Source organism: Ktedonobacteraceae bacterium, assembly GCA_035653615.1.
GTDB lineage: Bacteria > Chloroflexota > Ktedonobacteria > Ktedonobacterales > Ktedonobacteraceae > DASRBN01.
Genome location: DASRBN010000015.1, coordinates 121446 through 139279, shown reverse-complemented (window position 1 = coordinate 139279; position 17834 = coordinate 121446). Strand labels below are relative to the sequence as shown.

Genomic DNA, 17834 nt, shown 5'->3' with positions numbered 1-17834 from the left:
AAATGACTGGCACACGATTTGGCAACAGCGGGGTTCCCATCGAGCGACTTGATGTTTCCGCTTATAAAGTGCCGACCGATTCTCCTGAATCGGACGGCACGATCAAGTGGGATAGCACGACGCTCGTACTGGTTGAAATAACCGCCGGAGGGAAAAAGAGCGTCGGGTATTCATACGCCGATACCGCGACGGCAAGACTGATTAAGGATTTACTGGCGCCTATCGTGCTACAACGCGACGCCATGTCTATTCCCGGCACCTGGTTTGACATGGTGCATGCCATTCGCAATCTTGGGCGTCCGGGTATCAGCTCAATGGCGATTTCCGCCGTCGATAACTCGCTATGGGACCTGAAGGCGCGCCTGCTCGATCTGCCGCTGGTGACGCTGCTGGGGCAAAAACGCGAGTGCGCGGCTGTGTATGGCAGTGGCGGTTTTACATCTTACTCTAAGCAGCAGCTACAGGGCCAGCTGAGCGGCTGGGTAGAGATGGGCATTCCGCGCGTGAAAATGAAGATTGGCACAGACCCGGATGCTGATCCCAGGCGGGTAGCCGAGGCGCGCGAGGCCATTGGACCCGATACCGAACTGTTCGTCGACGCGAACGGGGCGTACAGCCGCAAACAGGCGCTGGCTTTCGCGGAACTGTTTGCCGCTGAATACGGGGTCACGTGGTTCGAGGAACCGGTCTCGTCGGATGATCTGGAGGGATTGCGCCTGATTCGCGACCGCGCGCCGGCGGGTATGGATATTGCCGCCGGGGAATATGGCTATGATCTATGGTACTTCCGGCGCATGCTGGAAGCCGGGGCTGTGGACGTGTTGCAGGCGGATGCCACGCGCTGCGCGGGCATCACCGGTTTCATGCGAACCGACGCGCTGGTGGAGGCACGCTCGATGCAGCTTTCGGCGCATTGCGGGCCATCCATTCACGCGCATCCATGCTGCGCCATCAACTCGTACCGGCACCTGGAATACTTCCACGATCACGCGCGCATCGAACATATGCTTTTCGATGGGGCGCTGACGCCGGTTAAGGGCGCCCTGTGGCCGGATTTGTCGCGACCAGGCATGGGCCTGGAGTTCAAGCACGCGGACGCGGAGAAGTACAGGGTGTCTTTTTAAGAGGGTATAGCCGCAGGGCCGGTAATGGGGTTTAACAAATGCATATGGCAAGGGGTACGGAGGCTGATTATGATTCTCGACAAAATATTCTGTCAATGGGCGCGGGGCCGATAAATCGGCCCCGCGTGGTAGCCGCAATACATTTGTGAAAAATCATCCCCGACCCCCGCACTAATGCATATGCTCATCCCGAATATTTTACCCTACGAAGGATTTTGTTGATGAAACAAGAAGTCGTCGCAAACGAGAATATCAACACGCATCTCAAAAATAGCAATGTACGTGGTGGACAGATGACCACCTCGGTCATAGACGTTGGGAGTCTGGAACGCGATTTGCGGGCCGCCGTCAGCGGGGAGGTTCGTTTCGATGCTGGCAGTCGCGCGTTGTATTCAACCGACGCCTCGAACTATCGCCAGATACCGATAGGTGTTGTGATTCCCAGGAACGTGGATGATGTCATCAAAACGGTAGGAATCTGCCGTCGCTATGGCGCCCCTCTTTTTTCGCGTGGCGGTGGCACCAGCCTGGCCGGGCAGTGCTGCAACGTCGCCGTGGTCATCGACATGTCGAAGTATATGAACAGGGTGATCGAGATAGACCCGGACAAAAAGCAGGCCCGCGTGCAGCCAGGCACGATCCTTGACGATTTGCGGCATCAGGCAGAGCATTACAAACTGACCTTCGGACCAGACCCGGCCACACATAATCACTGCACCCTTGGCGGCATGATCGGCAACGACTCCTGTGGAACGCACTCCGTGATGGCTGGGAAGACCGTCGATAATATCGACGAGCTTGATATCCTCACCTATGATGGCCTGCGGATGCGTGTGGGTAAGACAAGCGACGAGGAACTCGAACGCATCATCGCGGAGGGCGGGAGGAGGGGCGAGATTTATGCTCGCCTGAAGGCATTGCGCGACAAATACGCCGACCTGATCCGCGAGCGCTTTCCCAAAATCCCGCGCCGTGTCTCAGGCTACAACCTCGATCAATTGCTGCCCGAAAACGGCTTCAATGTGGCAGGGGCGCTGGTTGGTACGGAAAGCACCTGCGTTACTGTGCTGGAGGCAAAGGCGCGCCTGGTAAACAGTCCCCCGGCACGCGTGTTGCTTGTACTCGGCTATCCAGATATCTATAGCGCCACCGATCATATCATGGAAATCCTGGCGCATAAGCCCATCGCCCTGGAGGGCATGGATGGCTTGATGATCGAGGACGCCAAAAAGAAGAATCTGCTCCCCGGCGATGTTTCACTCCTGCCATCTGGAGGTGGCTGGCTGCTGGTCGAGTTTGGCCGCGATACGATTCAGGAGGCGCGCGACCAGGCCAATGGGTTGATGGAGGAACTGAAGAAGAAAAATAATCCGCCCGATATGAAGCTCTTCGACAAACGCGAGGATGAAGAGAAAATCTGGCTGGTGCGCGAGTCGGCGCTGGGAGCAACCGGGCGCGTACCAGGCGAGAAAGATAGCTGGCCCGGTTGGGAAGATTCGGCCGTTCCACCCGATAAAGTGGGCGCTTATTTGCGCGACCTGCGTGACCTGCTGAAACGCTATGATTATCGCTGGGCTTTCTATGGGCACTTTGGGCAGGGCTGCATCCACACGCGCATCAGTTTCGACCTGGAAACCAGCGAGGGCATCGCTCAATTTCGCGCATTTATGAACGACGCGGCGGACCTGGTTGTCAAATATGGTGGCTCGCTTTCGGGCGAACATGGCGATGGGCAGGCGCGAGCAGAATTACTGCCGAAGATGTATGGAGATGAACTGATCCAGGCATTCCGCGAATTCAAGACCATCTGGGACCCGGAGTGGAAAATGAATCCGGGGAAGATGGTTAACGCATATCGCATGGACGACAACCTGCGCCTGCGTGACTTCCACCAGCTTCCGGTAGTACAGACGCATTTCAAGTTTCCCGAGGATGGCAGCTTCGCACGAGCAACGACACGCTGCATCGGCGTGGGCAAATGCCGGCGGATGGGCGGAGGTACCATGTGTCCGAGCTTCATGGTGACGCGCGAGGAGGCCGATACAACACGCGGGCGGGCGCGATTGCTCTTTGAGATGCTACAAGGCAATCCGGTTGAAGAAGGCTGGCACAGCGAGGCGGTGAAGGATGCGCTCGATCTCTGCCTGGCCTGCAAGGGCTGCAAGGGCGATTGCCCGGTGAATGTCGATATGGCGACGTACAAAGCGGAATTCCTCTCGCATTATTACGAAGGCAAGTTAAGATCGCCTTCGGGCTATGCCATGGGCCTGATCTACTGGTGGGCGCGGCTCGCGGCTTACGCGCCGGAGGTGGTCAATTTCTTCATGCAGGCGCCTGTTCTGAGCAATATTGTCAAAGCTATGGGCGGTATCTCTCAGAAGCGGGCCATGCCGAAATTCGCGCCTATGACGTTCAAGCAGTGGTTCAGGCAGCGCGAACCGAAAAACGTGGGCCAGCAGCAGGTCTTGCTGTGGCCCGACACGTTCAATAATCATTTCCACCCGGAGACCGCCATCGCCGCCGTCGAGGTGCTTGAAGCGGCCGGCTACCAGGTGATGGTGCCTGAAGAGTCGTTGTGCTGCGGTCGCCCGCTCTACGATTTCGGCTTCCTCGACCTGGCGGAAAAGCTGCTGCGGCAAATACTCGATACGTTGCGCCCGCAGATTCGCGCCGGTATGCCCATTGTTGGCCTCGAACCGAGCTGCGTCTCCGTCTTTCGCGACGAACTGGTCAACCTCTTCCCCGACGACGAGGACGCGAAACGGCTCGCCAAACAATCGTTCCTGCTGAGCGAATTTCTGAACAAGAAGGCGGAGCATTACCGGCCACCCAAGCTGAATCGCAAAGCGGTCGTGCATGGGCATTGCCACCATAAGGCCATTATGAAGATGAAAGACGAGGAGGCGCTGCTCAAGCAGATGGGTCTCGACTTCCAGATGCTGGATTCCGGCTGCTGCGGCATGGCGGGCGCTTTTGGCTTTGAGAATAGTCACTATGAGGTCTCCATCAAGGCTGGCGAGCGCGTGTTGCTGCCTGCCGTGCGGGATGCCGACAAAGAAACGCTGATTATCGCCGACGGATTCAGCTGTCGCGAACAGATCGAGCAATGTACGGACCGCAAGGCGCTGCACATGGCCCAGGTCTTGAAGATGGCGATGGAGAAGGAGAAGGGTGAGTTTGTGGGCCGCACCTATCCCGAAGAGGAGTTTACGAAGAGTCCCTCGTCGTCGCTATCAAAAATACGCGCTGCCACTTTCATTGGAGCAGGCGTAATGCTGGTAGGCGGCACGGGTATATGGATTTGGAAATTGTTACAGGGAGATCAGGATGAGACGAAAGGCCAATAATGAAGTTTCATGACCAAATCGGCTCTGTTCTGGTTATAAAAGTTCATTATCGGCCCCAGGTGGAGATTATCGCTACATAGAAGAGAAGGAAAACTATTATGGCCGTTAAAATACCGATTGATCTTGCACAAAATGGAAGTACGCGCAAGGCGCTTCAGCAAGCAATGCATGTTGGAACACCGTCACGTACGTCATCGCGAGGCCGCTTGCCCATCGGTACTATTTTGAGTGGTGCGATTGCAGTCGTCCGGCTCTGGCGCTCGTTGAGCCGCAAGGGTCAACCACGACAGTCAACGCTGTTGGATATGCTGCCGCGCCAGATCACGCACGAGGGAGTGGTTCTGGAGCAGCACATTCGCGAGGGACGCTTCCAGCGCAGCCTGGCGTTGATTACCGCTTTCTCGGGCTTGCTGGCAGGATTGGAAGTGACCTATGAACACTACCGGGGCAGCTATAGCCAGCGCATCATGTATAGTCCGGTGCTGTTGTCTCCTGTGATATGTATCGCGGCGATCTGGGCAGTCTTCAGCCGGTTCGCGGCGCGTGTCGTGTTACCGATTGTTTCGCTGGTGATGATGCTCGATGGGCTGGTCGGCTTCTTCTATCACATTCGCGGCATCCATCGCAAACCGGGAGGATGGCGCATTCCGGTGTTCAACCTGATTATGGGGCCGCCGCTGTTTGCGCCCTTGCTGTTTGGCCTCAGCGGCTTCCTGGGTTTGATTACGGCCTTTTTACGCCGAGAGGACGCGCCTGAGTTTCCTACATTCGGTGGGCTGGTGAAGCCTCGCTCTACATGGATGCACCTGCTGCCACATAGCATCACGCACGAGGGACTGGTGTTTGAGCAGGATATCCGTGAGGGACGCTTTCAACGCATGTTGGGAGTGGCGACGGCGGTCTCCGCGTTCTTCAGTGGCTTCGAGTCGCTCTATTCCCATTACAAGAATAATTTCACCTATCGCATACAATGGACGCCCATCCTTTTGACGCCGGTCTTGATGATTGCCGGTTTTGGCACCCTGTGGAGCCGGGCGATAGCGCGCACACTGCTGCCGGTGGCCTCGATCCTGGCGCTGCTCAATGGTGGCATTGGCTTCTTCTATCACCTGCGCGGTATATTGCGGCGACCTGCCGGTAGCAGCAAACTCCTGTACAACATCATTTATGGTCCGCCTATATTCGCACCACTACTGTTTGCCGCCTCTGGATTCCTGGGAGTGCTGGCAAGCCTGTTAAGGAGAGAGAAATAATATGAAAGTGCAACGCAACCCTAAAGCTCCTCACTCACAAGTCTTTGAAGTCGATAAAACCATGTCGGTACGCGAAGACCATTTACCGGTGAATCCTAAAACGGGCAAACCTATTCAACCGGTGGCACAACCGGGCTACTATCCTGGTTTCTCAACGCTGAGCCAGCAGGAATTCTGGGACGAAGCCACAAGAAAAGTGGTGCTTGATCGCATGAATAACGTGCCGCCAATCCGCTTTTTTACGACCGAAGAGGCGTATCTGATGCAGGCGGTCTGTGACCGTTTGCTGCCCCAGGATGACCGCGATGAGGCGCATAAAATACCGATGGTCAACTACATTGACGAGCGCCTGTACGAGCGGCGCATCGATGGCTATCGCTTCGAGGACATGCCGCCCGATCATGAAGCGCATCGATTGGGCCTGCAGGCGATTGAGCAGATGTCGAAGGAGATGTACGGAAGGTCTTTCACCGAGTTGAACCAGACGGAGCAAGATACGATCCTCAAATCTATTCACGATGCGACTCCAGTAGGGGCGCACGAAATCTGGCAAAAGATGTCGATCCAGCACTTCTGGATGTTGCTGCTACAGGACGCGGTGGAGGTGTACTACGCTCATCCTTATGCCTGGGATGAGATTGGCTTTGGCGGCCCGGCCTATCCGCGTGGCTACATGCGCCTGGAGGGTGGAAGGCCAGAGCCATGGGAAGTGGACGAGAAACGCTATGAATGGGAGGCGCCTGCCGGCTCGCTTTCTGACCGCTACGAGCCGATAGGTGGGCCAAAGCACCATCATGAAAACCAGACGCCAGGGCAGGAGGGAACGCACTAATGCAAAGTCCAATTTTTGGTGAATTTGAAGGCCCCAAAGCTGGGGAGCATATGCTTGGGCCGATTCAGAAGATTGATGTGCCGATGCGTACATACGATCACAACGAGGAGGTTGATTTTTGCATCATCGGCGTCGGATCGGCGGGAGGAGTGCTGGTGCAGCGCCTGGCGCGCGCCGGTTTTAAGGTTCTCGGCATAGAATCGGGGCCTTTCTGGGATACAGAGCGGGATTGGGTAAGCGATGAGGCGGGTTCGCACAAGCTCTACTGGAACGAGCTGCGCATCACCGGCGGCTCGGACCCGATTACGCTAGGAGCCAACAATAGCGGGCAGGGTGTCGGAGGAGGCTCCGTACACTGGGCCGGTTTTACGCCGCGCTTTCATCCATCGGACTTCCGCGTCTATTCCGAAGATGGCGTGGGCGCGGACTGGCCTATGACCTACGATGAACTCAAACCATATTACGAGTTGCTGGAGAAGGAGATTCCCGTCGCAGGCCCGGCTTATTATCCCTGGGGCGATCCGCATGGCTATACGTATGGCGCGCACCCGCTGGGAGGTGTTGGTGATGTGCTGGTGAAGGGGTGCTCGAAACTGGGCATTCGCTCCGTTGCCGGAGGGCCGGTTGCTATCACTTCGGGTTCGCACGCCGACCGCCCGCACTGCATTTATCGCGGATTCTGCATTCAGGGCTGTAAAGTCGGCGCCAAGCAGAGTACGCTGGTGAGCCATGTGCCCGACGCTATTCGTCATGGAGCGGAGATTCGTGCTAATAGTATGGTCTCGCGCATCAATATGAACAAGAACGGTATTGTGACCGGAGTGACCTATTTTGATGCGCACGGTGTTGAGCGAGAGCAGAAGGCAAAGGTAGTGATCGTCTCCGGTTACGCGATTGAGACGCCGCGCCTGCTCTTGAACTCGGCCTGTCCGGGCTTCGAAAACGGGCTGGCCAATTCCAGCGGCACGGTAGGCAAGTACCTGATGGTGCAGATCGGCAACGTCGTAGCGGGGCGCTTCCCTGGCCTGGTGCGTATGTACAAAGCACCACCGGCCCACGCGCTGACCGAGGAATTCTACGAGACGAATCCGAAAAACGATTACGTGCGCGGCTTCGCGATTCAGACGGTAGGGCCGCTGCCAATCGCTTTCGCGAAACAGATGATGGTTGCCAAGGGAGCCTGGGGCTGGGGCCTGCGGCGGGTGATGATGGACTACAACCACTGGGCGGCGCTGGGCGTGCTGGGCGAGATCCTGCCCTGGGAGGATAATCGCGTAGAGGTTGCTCAAGAAACCGACCGCTTCGGTATTCCGGTGGCAAAGATCACGTTCAGCCTGCATGAGAACGATAAGAAGATTGCGAAGGCAGGCGTCGAGAAGACGACCGAAATCCTGTACGCGGCAGGGGCCGAGGAGGTAGTGGAGGAGGCGCGTTACGCTCACCTGGTGGGAGGCGCGCGCATGGGCAATGATCCGCGTACATCGGTGACGGATAAGTGGGGGCGCACGCATGATATTCCGAACCTGTTTGTTTGCGACGGCAGCCTGTTACCGACGCAGGGGTCGGCCAATCCCGGATTGACCATCCAGGCCCTGGCGGCGCGCACCGCCGACTTCCTGATCTCGAATGGGCCAGATGTTTTGATGCGCCAGCCACGTGTTGTGAATGTTGAGGAGCCACCCGTGCGGCATAACCTTTCGCCGCGTGGAACGTCGGGACGCGGCATGCCGCGTATCAAGTCCCGGCGTAAGGAGCACACCCACGCATAAAAGGGCGCGACCTGGAGAACACAAAGATAACATGCATATCCAGGTTCCCAGATTCTTGCACTAGAGCAAGATAACATAATTTGCTCTGCCTGGTGAATGGGGCTAACCGAAAGAGGAAATGCGGGGACAGGGACAGGCCGCTGTCCCTACTGCACTTGAACAACCGAATCGGCAACCCGCACGGGCTGTTTTGTTTAGCCCTGTAGCGTTAGAAACGGAGGGAAATAATGGATACTGCTCGCAAACAACGCATTGTAGAGATGTTTCTTAACAGAGGCGAAGACTTTCACGCGCTGATCTGTCGCCTGCCACAAAACGTGGTGATGCTGACCGGCTACCAGCCGATTCTCGGTAATACCTTTTGTCTTGTAACAGTAGACGCGGCGACGAAAGAGGTGCAAATTCGCCTGGCACTGCCTGCCGATGAAAAAGATTTTGTGCCGCCCGGCACGGCAGTCGAGGTGAAGACCTATGCTGAAGAGACGATGCGCTACATCGATAATACGATTGAGGCGGTTCGCGAACCACTGGCGGAACTGATCCGCTCGGCGGGGATCAACGAAAATGCGGTAATCGGACACGAGGGCATCTATTCACCCATAGCCCCCGCCTATACGCAGGTGGGAGTTCCAGGCCCGGCCACGCTCGAACTGCTGCACCAGCTTTTCCTGGGCGGCTACCTGCGCGATGTTTCAGACATGCTCGATGAGCTGGCGGCAATTAAAACGGAGGATGAAATAGAGGCTATCCGGCGCTGCGAGCAGGTGGCATACGAGGGGTTCAAGGCGGCGCGCGATGCCATCCGCATAGGCGCGACGGAAGCGGATGTGGCGGCTGCAACCTATGCCGCGCTCCTACGCGCGGGGTACGCTGCGCCGGGGGCGAATCACGTGTTGCCCCACGTGCATGTGATGGCAGGCCCGCGCGCGGCGCTCGCTTACCGGGCGTTCAACCTGACATCAAATTATACGATAGCGGGGGGCGATACTGTTACCGTGCAGATGGAGGTCTGCATCAATGGCTACTGGGCAGAGCTCACGCGCTCATTTTTCGCCGGAAGCATCAGCGATGAATGGCGTCGAGCGCACGAGGCGTGTATCGCAGCGCAGGATGCCGCTTTGCAGAGTATCCGCGACGGCGCTGCCGCCCGTGCCGTAGATGGAGCCGCGCGAAATGTGATGGAAAAGGCTGGCTTTGGGGCAGCCTTTAAACATGGCCTGGGACATGGTTTCGGCTTCCAGGCTATCAATCATGCTGCCGCGCCCGTGCTGCATCCCGCCTCGAACGCGGTGTTGCGGGGCGGCATGGTCCATAACATGGAACCCGCGGTCTACCTGGAAGGGAAAGGCGGTATCCGTCTCAATGATAATGTGCTGGTGAGGAGCGATGGGAATGAAGTGCTGTCGAAGATGATTCCGCGTGATTTAGACTGGCTGGTTGTGTCATGATAGTGCTGAGGATGCAAGGCATGCATTCTTTAATACTATCCTTAAAAAAAGGAAAGGAAGGATTCGTTTCAAATGGGAATGTTAGACGGAAAAGTGGCCCTTGTTACCGGCTCGGATAGCGGTATTGGTCGCGGCATTGCGATTGAGTTCGCGAAAGAGGGGGCAAGCGTGGTCGTTAACTACGCGCACAACCAGAAGGCGGCCCAGGAAGTCCTCAACACCATCGAACAGAGCGGGGGCAAGGCGTTCGTGATCCAGGCCGATGTTTCGCAGTACCAGCAGTGCATGAGCCTGGTACAGCAGACGGTCGAGCATTTTGGGCGGCTCGACATTATGGTCAATAATGCCGGCATGGAGATACATAGTCCTTTCGTGGATGTGACGGAGGAGATGTTCGACAAGGTGGTGAGTATTGATCTGAAAGGCGCGTTTTTCTGCGCCCAGGCCGCGGCGCGCGAGATGATCAAGAACAAGATACCCGGGCGCATCATCAACATCTCTTCGGTTCATGAAGACCTGGCGATGCCACAAAACGTGCCGTATTGCTGCGCGAAGGGCGGGCTGCGCATGCTGATGCGCACGATTTGCCTGGAACTGGCGCCCTACGGCATTACGGTCAATAATATCGGGCCGGGCGCGATCGATACGCCGATTGATGCCGATGTCAAGGCCGACCCCAAGAAGATGCAGGCGTTGCTCGACGAAATTCCGCTGCATCGCATGGGACAGCCCTGGGAAGTCGGCAGGCTGGCGGTCTACCTGGCGTCAGACGCGGCATCGTATGTGACAGGTTCGACCTATATTATCGATGGCGGACTATCGGTCAATACGGGGGCGTTGTAGGACGAGCGAAGCAATAGCCTGATGAATTTTTCTAACCGGTAAAGGGTTGTTAAACATTATCGGGCTCGATTAATTGGTTAGGGAACCGCGCGGGGGCCGATTTATCGGCCCCCGCGGGAAACCAACTATTGCCGGATGTATTTGCGAAAACACATGATCGGCCTTATGGACAGTTTATACACGTATTAACCTTTTCTATACAGTGGGAAGAATATATGGGAGTGAATATGATAGGATCAACGCAGGCAAATACCAATGCCGGTGAGCCACAAGAGCCAGCCCGATCACGACCGCGAGTCGTGATTGTGGGCGCCGGATTTGGAGGGTTACAGGCGGCAAAGGCACTTGCAAATGCGCCCGTTCATGTAACGGTCATTGACCGCAATAATTATCACCTCTTTCAGCCGATGCTCTACCAGGCCGCCACGGCCGGCCTGGCTCCTGATGACATTTCCTCGCCCATTCGCGATATTCTCAAGTACCAGGCGAATACAGAGGTACTGATGGCAGAAGTGACGGGCATCGATATAGAGGGACAGCACGTCCTGATGGGTGACGAGTCTGTTCCCTATGATTACCTGATCGTGGCCACGGGCGCTACGAACAATTACTTCGGGCACGAAGAATGGAGACGGCTTGCCCCTGGCCTGAAAACGTTAGAGCAGGCAGTGGGGATTCGCGATACGATCCTGGCAGCGTTCGAGGCCGCCGAGCGCGAAGCCGACCTGGAGAAACGAAGGCAGCACCTGACATTTGTGCTGGTCGGGGGCGGGCCTACGGGAGTTGAGCTGGCGGGAGCCATGGCGGATTTGATGCACATGACGATGTCAGGCAATTTCCGCCATATTCGTCCGTCATCGGCGCGCATCATCCTCGTTGAGGGTGAAGGCAGGATCATGCCTTCATTCCCGACCTCACTCACGCGCAAAGTCAGCGCGAAATTGCGCGAGATGGGGGTAGAAATCCGCACCGGCGTCCATGTCACTGAAATTGACGAGCATGGTGTGAAAATCGGCGACGAACGTGTCGCGGTGGAAAATGTGATCTGGACCGCCGGTGTGAAGGCCTCACCTGCCGGTCAGTGGCTCAATGCTCCCACCGATCACGATGGGCGTGTCAAAGTCGAGCGTGACCTGAGCGTGCCGGGCCATGCCAACATCTTCGTGATAGGTGATACGGCAACAGTGACACAGAATGGCAAACGCCTGCCTGGGGTTGCTCCCGTCGCCATTCAGGAAGCAACATATGTAGCGTCGCAAATAGTGAACAGGATGAGCGGAAAACTGTATGGCAGGCCCTTTCATTATGTGGATAAGGGCACCCTGGCGGTCGTAGGGCGAGCATTCGGAGTGGTCAATATCGGGATGATTCGTTTTACGGGGGTGCTGGCCTGGTTTTTCTGGCTGCTCGTCCACATCTACTTTTTGATAGGTTTTAGAAATCGTCTTTTAGTGTTGCTCCAGTATGCCTGGATTTATCTCACATTCCAGAAAAATTCTCGCATCATCATCGGAAGTCCCGCCTGCCAGCGGCTCCTGGACTCGGGACAGATTCAAAATTCGCTTCCGCAGACCGCGGGCAAGAGAAAGGTTGCTCAACAATGACCATCGAGATAAAAGTAGGGCCTCCGGTTATTACGATCAGCCAGGGGCGGACCTTTATGGTCACCGATAAACATGGCTATATCAATACCGACAGCGATCAGGGGGTGTATGCCCTTGATACACGTTTTATTAGCTTTTACAAAATCTATATCAACCGCGTGCCGTGGGAAGTGATCAATTCAAGTCAGATCGTTTTCTATGCCTCGCGTTTTCACCTGACTAATCCCATTATTGATACTGAGGGAGGCACAATTGGCGCGCATACCCTGGGCTTGACGATCAATCGCACTGTTAGCGAGGGCATCCACGAGGAACTGGAGCTTGTGAATTATAGCGGGAAGCAGGTGAAATTTCTGCTAGAACTGGGCATCCGCTCCGATTTCGCGGACATCTTTGAGGTGAAGAATAAGGATATCGTGCAGCGCGGCAAACAACGCACGGTATGGGATGAGAAAAAACTGCAGCTCAGGACCAACTACGATCACGAGGATTTCCACCGCGGGCTGATTTACCAGATAATGAACACGAACTCAGCGGTTGGATACGCGAACGGGCGTATCTACTTCGAGATTGAGTTGAAGCAATATGAGAAGTGGCAGGTGTGCGGTGATTTTATCCTTGAGCATGGGCAGCATGTCAGCAAGCCGAATCCGAAAAGTTGCAGTTTTGGGCAAAAAGGCTCATCCTCGGCAGGCGCGACGCCACCAACCAAGAGCCAGGAGCGCAGCGACTACGACGAACGGCAAAAGCACTGGCAAGATTCGGTTACCGATATCGCGACTCCCAACGATGACCTCTACAAGACGTATCGCCAGGCGGTAGACGATATGGGGGCGCTGCGCATCTATGACATGGATGTTTCACCGGATGCCTGGGTGCCTGCCGCGGGTGTGCCCTGGTTCGTGACGCTCTTTGGGCGCGACAGCCTGACGGTTTCTTATCAGAACATGGCCGTCTCTGCCGATTTCGCGCGCGGGGCGCTGGAACGCCTGGCACAGCACCAGGCACAGGAACGCGATGACTGGCGCGACGCGCAGCCAGGTAAGATCATGCATGAACTACGCTCCGGCGAATTATCGCACTTTCATAAAATTCCTTTTTATCCCTATTATGGCACGGCGGATGCCACGATCCTGTACCTGATCGTGCTTTCCGAATATTATCGCTGGACAGGCGACCTGGACCTGGTGAAAAAATTGCGCAAGACTGTCGAGGGCTGCCTGAACTGGATCGATCACTATGGCGACCTGGATGGGGATGGATTCCAGGAATACAAAACCTTCTCCTCGCTTGGTTACGAGAACCTTTCCTGGAAGGATGCCGGAAACGCGGTGGTCTATGCCGACGGTAGCCAGGTGAAACAGCCCAAGGGCACCTGCGAATTGCAGGGGTATGTGTATGATGCCAAAACGCGTATGTCCGAAATTTTCGCGGTGCTGGGCGATGATGAGCGGGCCAAAGCTTTACAACAGCAGGCCGATGAGCTCAAACACAAGTTCAACCAGGTGTATTGGATGGAGGATGAGGGCTGTTTTGCTTACGCGCTTGACCCGCATAAGAAGCTGGTCACTTCTATTGCCTCGAATGCCGGCCAGTTGTTGTGGAGCGGCATTGCTGACCCTGAGAAGGCGGAACGGACGGCGCACAGACTGTTAGAAGAAGATATGTGGTCGGGCTGGGGCATCCGCACGCTGTCGGCTAAAAATCCGGCCTATAATCCGTACCTGTACCAGCTGGGATCGGTGTGGCCGCAGGATAATGGCATCATTGCCGCGGGTTTCAAGCGCTATGGATTGGTTGACGAGGCGAATAAAGTGATTCGCGGCATTTTCGACGCCATCGATCGCTTCGAGTCGTTTCGACCGCCGGAGGTATTCGCCGGAACGCACCGCGAGGGCGCCGAAGATTTTCCGGTGCTCTATCCGGGCGGTGCCAATATACCGCAGGCCTGGGCGACGGGCAGCATTTTCCACATGATTCGCACGATGCTGGGCCTGCGCGCCGACGCGCCCAATAAACGCCTGTACGTGAAACCAACGCTGCCCGACTGGATACCTTCCATCGAGTTACAGCATATGCAGGTCGGCCCCTGTTCCGTCACCATTCGCTTCTGGCGCGAAGATGGAAACTCGCGCTGGGAGGTAGTGGATATGGAAGCCAGGAAAGGGACAGATAAAAAGGATATGATTGCGGTTGAGGATGAGCCGGAAAGATGAACTTTTCATCCCGAAAAATGGAGAAATGAAGTAGTATCACCTGACAGGGTGCTAGAAACAGGATTTTTTACCATGCAATCAAATAAACCACAAGTTGTAGTTATCACCGGCGCATCCGCCGGTGTAGGGCGTGCCACGGTACGAGCTTTCGCGAAACGGGGCGCGCATATTGGACTGCTGGCCCGCGGCATCGATGGATTAGAGGGCGCGAAAAAAGATGTCGAGCGCCTGGGCGGCAAGGCGCTGATCGTAGAGACCGATGTGGCCGATGCCGAGCAGGTCGAAAATGCCGCGGCAAAGGTTGAGCAGGCGTTTGGCCCCATTGACATCTGGGTCAATGTGGCGATGGCCTCGGTCTTCTCACCGGCTAAGGAGATGAAGCCGGAAGAGTACAAGCGCGTTACCGAAGTGACCTACCTGGGACAGGTCTATGGCACGCTGGCGGCTCTGAAACGCATGCTGCCCCGTGATTCGGGCAGAATTATCAATGTCGGCTCGGCGCTGGCCTATCGCGGCATACCACTGCAATCGGCCTACTGCGGTTCGAAGCACGCCATTCAGGGCTTTACGGAGTCAGTACGCTGCGAGCTGATTCACGATAAGAGCAATGTGAAGATCAGCATGGTGCAGTTGCCGGCGGTGAACACACCCCAGTTTGGCTGGGTCAAGAGCCGGCTGCCTCACAAGGCGCAGCCCGTGCCGCCGATCTACCAGCCGGAGATCATCGCCGATGCGATCACCTATCTCGCCGACCACTACCGCCGGCAGATGTTCATTGGCCTCTCGACGGTGATCGTGATCCAGGGGAACAAAATCCTGCCGGGATTCGGCGACTGGTACCTGGGCAAAACCGGCTACAAGTCGCAGCAGACGAACGAGCCGGAGAACCCCAATCGTCCCAACAACCTGTGGGAGCCGGTCGATGGCAAGGGTGGCGGCGACCATGGCGCGCACGGCGCATTCGATTCGCGAGCCATGAACCGCAGCTGGCAGCTCTGGGCCGATATGCACATGGCCCCGCTCGCTCTGGCCGGAGTGGGCCTATTCGGCGTCATCGGAGCTACACTCTTCTGGAGGAGCAAATAAATGCTGAAGATCATGGAAAGCTCGGAACAGGCCGAGGTACTGAGCGAGCAACTGCGCCACGGCTTCGGCCATTACTTATCCCAAAGGCGCGGCATCATCGGTCTCTCGCTGCTGGCCGCCGGTTCCATGGGCATGATCGCGCTCTACCAGACCGGTATCATCCCGCACCTGCCGGAGCCGCCCATCCCTGGATTGAATGCCGACAAGGTGGATGCCTCGGCGGAAGCGTATAAGCTGCTGGAAATACCGGATGGCATTCTGGCCATCGGCAACTATACGGCGACCGCTGCCCTGGCCGCGATGGGTGGCATGTACCGCGCCGAACGGCAACCGTGGATACCCCTGGCGATGGCGGCCAAAATCGGCTTTGATGCCTACCAGTCCGCCAGGCTTTTCATCAACCAGGTCACTCAACAGAAAGTCCTGTGCAGCTACTGCATTCTGGCAGATGTGATGACGCTCGCCTCGATACCATTGGCGGTTCCTGAGACGATAGCGGCGATTAAGCATTTGATCGGGAGAAAGTAGGGAACAGCTAAGGGCGAGATTGATTGGCTTTGAATGGCTCTATGGGTTACGATAAGGGATTTTGAAAATTATATGACCCCACAGAGGGCCGATCAATCGGCGATGGGCGCGGTATGCCTGTCCCCCAGACAGGACTGCCCGACCCCCACGGCACAGCCGTAGGCCCCAATTTATTGCGGGCACCGCCGATTGATCGGCTTCGCATCCTCTGACACCTCAAGTTTTTTGTTCGATCACGCAAGCGCGAGCGCAGCTCGTCGCTCAGCCGTAGACTCAATGGGGATAGCAACAACATCCGGCTGCACGTCAGCACCCGCACCCCCCAATCGTTCAACGGCCAGCCGCACGCCTTCGCTGAAGGAAATGCGGGGCTGCCATCCCAGAAGCTTCTGCGCCAGGGTATTATCGAGCGCAATTGCCGGCGGTTCTGTCAATGGACCGGAAACGTAGACGGGCAAGAGGTCGCTCTCTAAGAGGCGAGCGGCGGCAACATAGAACTGGTTGAGTGTATAGCCATGTCCAGAACTGATGTGGAGTGTGGCATTCTTGCCGCGTTCCAATACGCTGAGATTGGCGCGCACGACATCATCAATGAAGATGTGATCACGGATTTCATTGCCACTACCGCGAATGACCGGGCGACGATTTTCCGCCAGCATAGCAATAAAGTAGGTCAGGGGATGCTGGGCCAGTTCGGAGTGTGTTTCACCATAGATATCGGCATAACGTAAGATGGTATGTTTTAGACCATAATTAAGCGTGTAGTAGCGGACATAGGATTCACCGGCGACCTTGCTGATATCGAAAGGACGGCGCGGGCAGAGCGGCGCATCTTCCTTGATGAGAGTTACGTCCGCCAGACACTCTGCCATATCAATTTGCCCATAGAGGCTATTTCCCGCTGAGGCGAAGATAATTTTAGTGACATGGGCATTGACGCAGCTATCCAGGACATTCAAGAGGCCGCGAATATGTATATCGGCATCGGTCAGCGGCGATTGTCCAAGGGGAAATGGCCCGTATTGTCGTTGTGCCGCGTGATGGCTGAGGATATCGGGCCGCTCATTGCGTAAAATCATTTCGAGTTTGCTATCACGAATATCAAGCTGATAGAAGCGGGCGCGCGAGTCTATGGCCTGTGCGGAGCCGGCTACCAGGCTATCAATGATAAAGACATCGTGGCCGGCATCCAGGTAGGCGCTTGCGATATGGGAACCAACAAAGCCGGCTCCGCCAGTTATTGCGATTTTCATAGCATCATCCTTCGACTTTATTGTTGAGTATGTGGCGCAAATAGTTTTCCGGCTGCCATGACCATAAAAAGAAAGAAGAACGATTCAGTATTTCAAAAGGGGCATAGAACTATGGCCCCTAATGAACTGTGACAACCAGGATCGCATCGCTCATAGCATGTCATTCTGAGTGAAACGAAGAATCCATGTCCAGCGAGCCAGAGATTCTTCGCTTTCGCTCAGAATGACAGGATCAGGTTTGATCCTTCATGTTCACCAGGTGATATGGTCATGATTGCTCTCTCTATTTAGTGTATCCTGGCTACCTAACAATGCTCATAAATGTTTTGCAAGCTTTCTTTTACCCTTGTCTTCTGATGAATCGTGTGGGTCATGCGGTTGTGGATGTTGATAGATTGAGCGACGATGGCTTAAAGGTAAACGATTCTGGTGAAAGGGAACGAGGTGTTCATGATACATGGCAGGGACAAAGAAACGTATTCGCGAACTCCGGCATGTTTACGAGTGATTACCTGCAAGTTCACGATGCTA

Annotated in this window: 12 protein-coding genes; 11 read left to right on the top strand and 1 reads right to left on the bottom strand. The window is 55.9% G+C overall.

What is annotated here, in order from left to right; translation table 11 throughout:
* Positions 1-2 precede the first annotated feature (2 nt).
* The 11 genes from VFA09_08200 (at position 3) to VFA09_08150 (ending at position 16050) form a co-directional block, all read left to right on the top strand.
* The gene (locus VFA09_08200) at positions 3-1124 is read left to right on the top strand and encodes an enolase C-terminal domain-like protein (GenBank protein HZU67245.1); all 1122 of its coding nucleotides are present in this window, start codon (positions 3-5) and stop codon (positions 1122-1124) included.
* A gap of 221 nt (positions 1125-1345) precedes the next feature.
* Positions 1346-4471, top strand: a complete 3126-nt coding sequence (locus tag VFA09_08195; protein ID HZU67244.1) for an FAD-binding and (Fe-S)-binding domain-containing protein — start codon at positions 1346-1348, stop codon at positions 4469-4471.
* A 98-nt stretch (positions 4472-4569) separates the two neighbouring features.
* Positions 4570-5724: a hypothetical protein gene (locus VFA09_08190; GenBank protein ID HZU67243.1), complete on the top strand. Its 1155-nt coding sequence runs from the start codon at positions 4570-4572 to the stop codon at positions 5722-5724.
* A 1-nt stretch (position 5725) separates the two neighbouring features.
* Complete coding sequence (locus VFA09_08185; protein HZU67242.1) at positions 5726-6556, top strand: gluconate 2-dehydrogenase subunit 3 family protein; 831 nt, start codon at positions 5726-5728, stop codon at positions 6554-6556.
* Positions 6556-8325, top strand: a complete 1770-nt coding sequence (locus VFA09_08180; protein HZU67241.1) for a GMC family oxidoreductase — start codon at positions 6556-6558, stop codon at positions 8323-8325. The genes VFA09_08185 and VFA09_08180 overlap by 1 nt, the downstream gene beginning before the upstream one ends.
* A 227-nt stretch (positions 8326-8552) precedes the next feature.
* Positions 8553-9773 carry a M24 family metallopeptidase gene (locus VFA09_08175; protein HZU67240.1) on the top strand — a complete coding sequence of 407 codons (1221 nt, stop codon included), beginning with the start codon at positions 8553-8555 and terminating at the stop codon, positions 9771-9773.
* A 72-nt stretch (positions 9774-9845) separates the two neighbouring features.
* Positions 9846-10616: an SDR family oxidoreductase gene (locus tag VFA09_08170; protein ID HZU67239.1), complete on the top strand. Its 771-nt coding sequence runs from the start codon at positions 9846-9848 to the stop codon at positions 10614-10616.
* A 227-nt stretch (positions 10617-10843) separates the two neighbouring features.
* Complete coding sequence (locus tag VFA09_08165; protein ID HZU67238.1) at positions 10844-12220, top strand: NAD(P)/FAD-dependent oxidoreductase; 1377 nt, start codon at positions 10844-10846, stop codon at positions 12218-12220.
* Positions 12217-14436 (top strand): glycogen debranching N-terminal domain-containing protein, encoded by a 2220-nt coding sequence (locus VFA09_08160; protein HZU67237.1) that lies wholly within the window; start codon positions 12217-12219, stop codon positions 14434-14436. Before VFA09_08165 ends, VFA09_08160 begins: the two co-directional genes overlap by 4 nt.
* A gap of 72 nt (positions 14437-14508) precedes the next feature.
* Positions 14509-15522 (top strand): SDR family oxidoreductase, encoded by a 1014-nt coding sequence (locus tag VFA09_08155; GenBank protein HZU67236.1) that lies wholly within the window; start codon positions 14509-14511, stop codon positions 15520-15522.
* Entirely contained in the window at positions 15523-16050 is a 528-nt protein-coding gene (locus tag VFA09_08150) for a vitamin K epoxide reductase family protein (GenBank protein ID HZU67235.1), read from the top strand.
* Between the two features lie 233 nt (positions 16051-16283).
* Here VFA09_08150 and VFA09_08145 read toward each other — a convergent pair whose 3' ends face one another.
* Positions 16284-17303 (bottom strand): NAD-dependent epimerase/dehydratase family protein, encoded by a 1020-nt coding sequence (locus VFA09_08145; GenBank protein ID HZU67234.1) that lies wholly within the window; start codon positions 17301-17303, stop codon positions 16284-16286.
* Positions 17304-17834 lie beyond the last annotated feature (531 nt).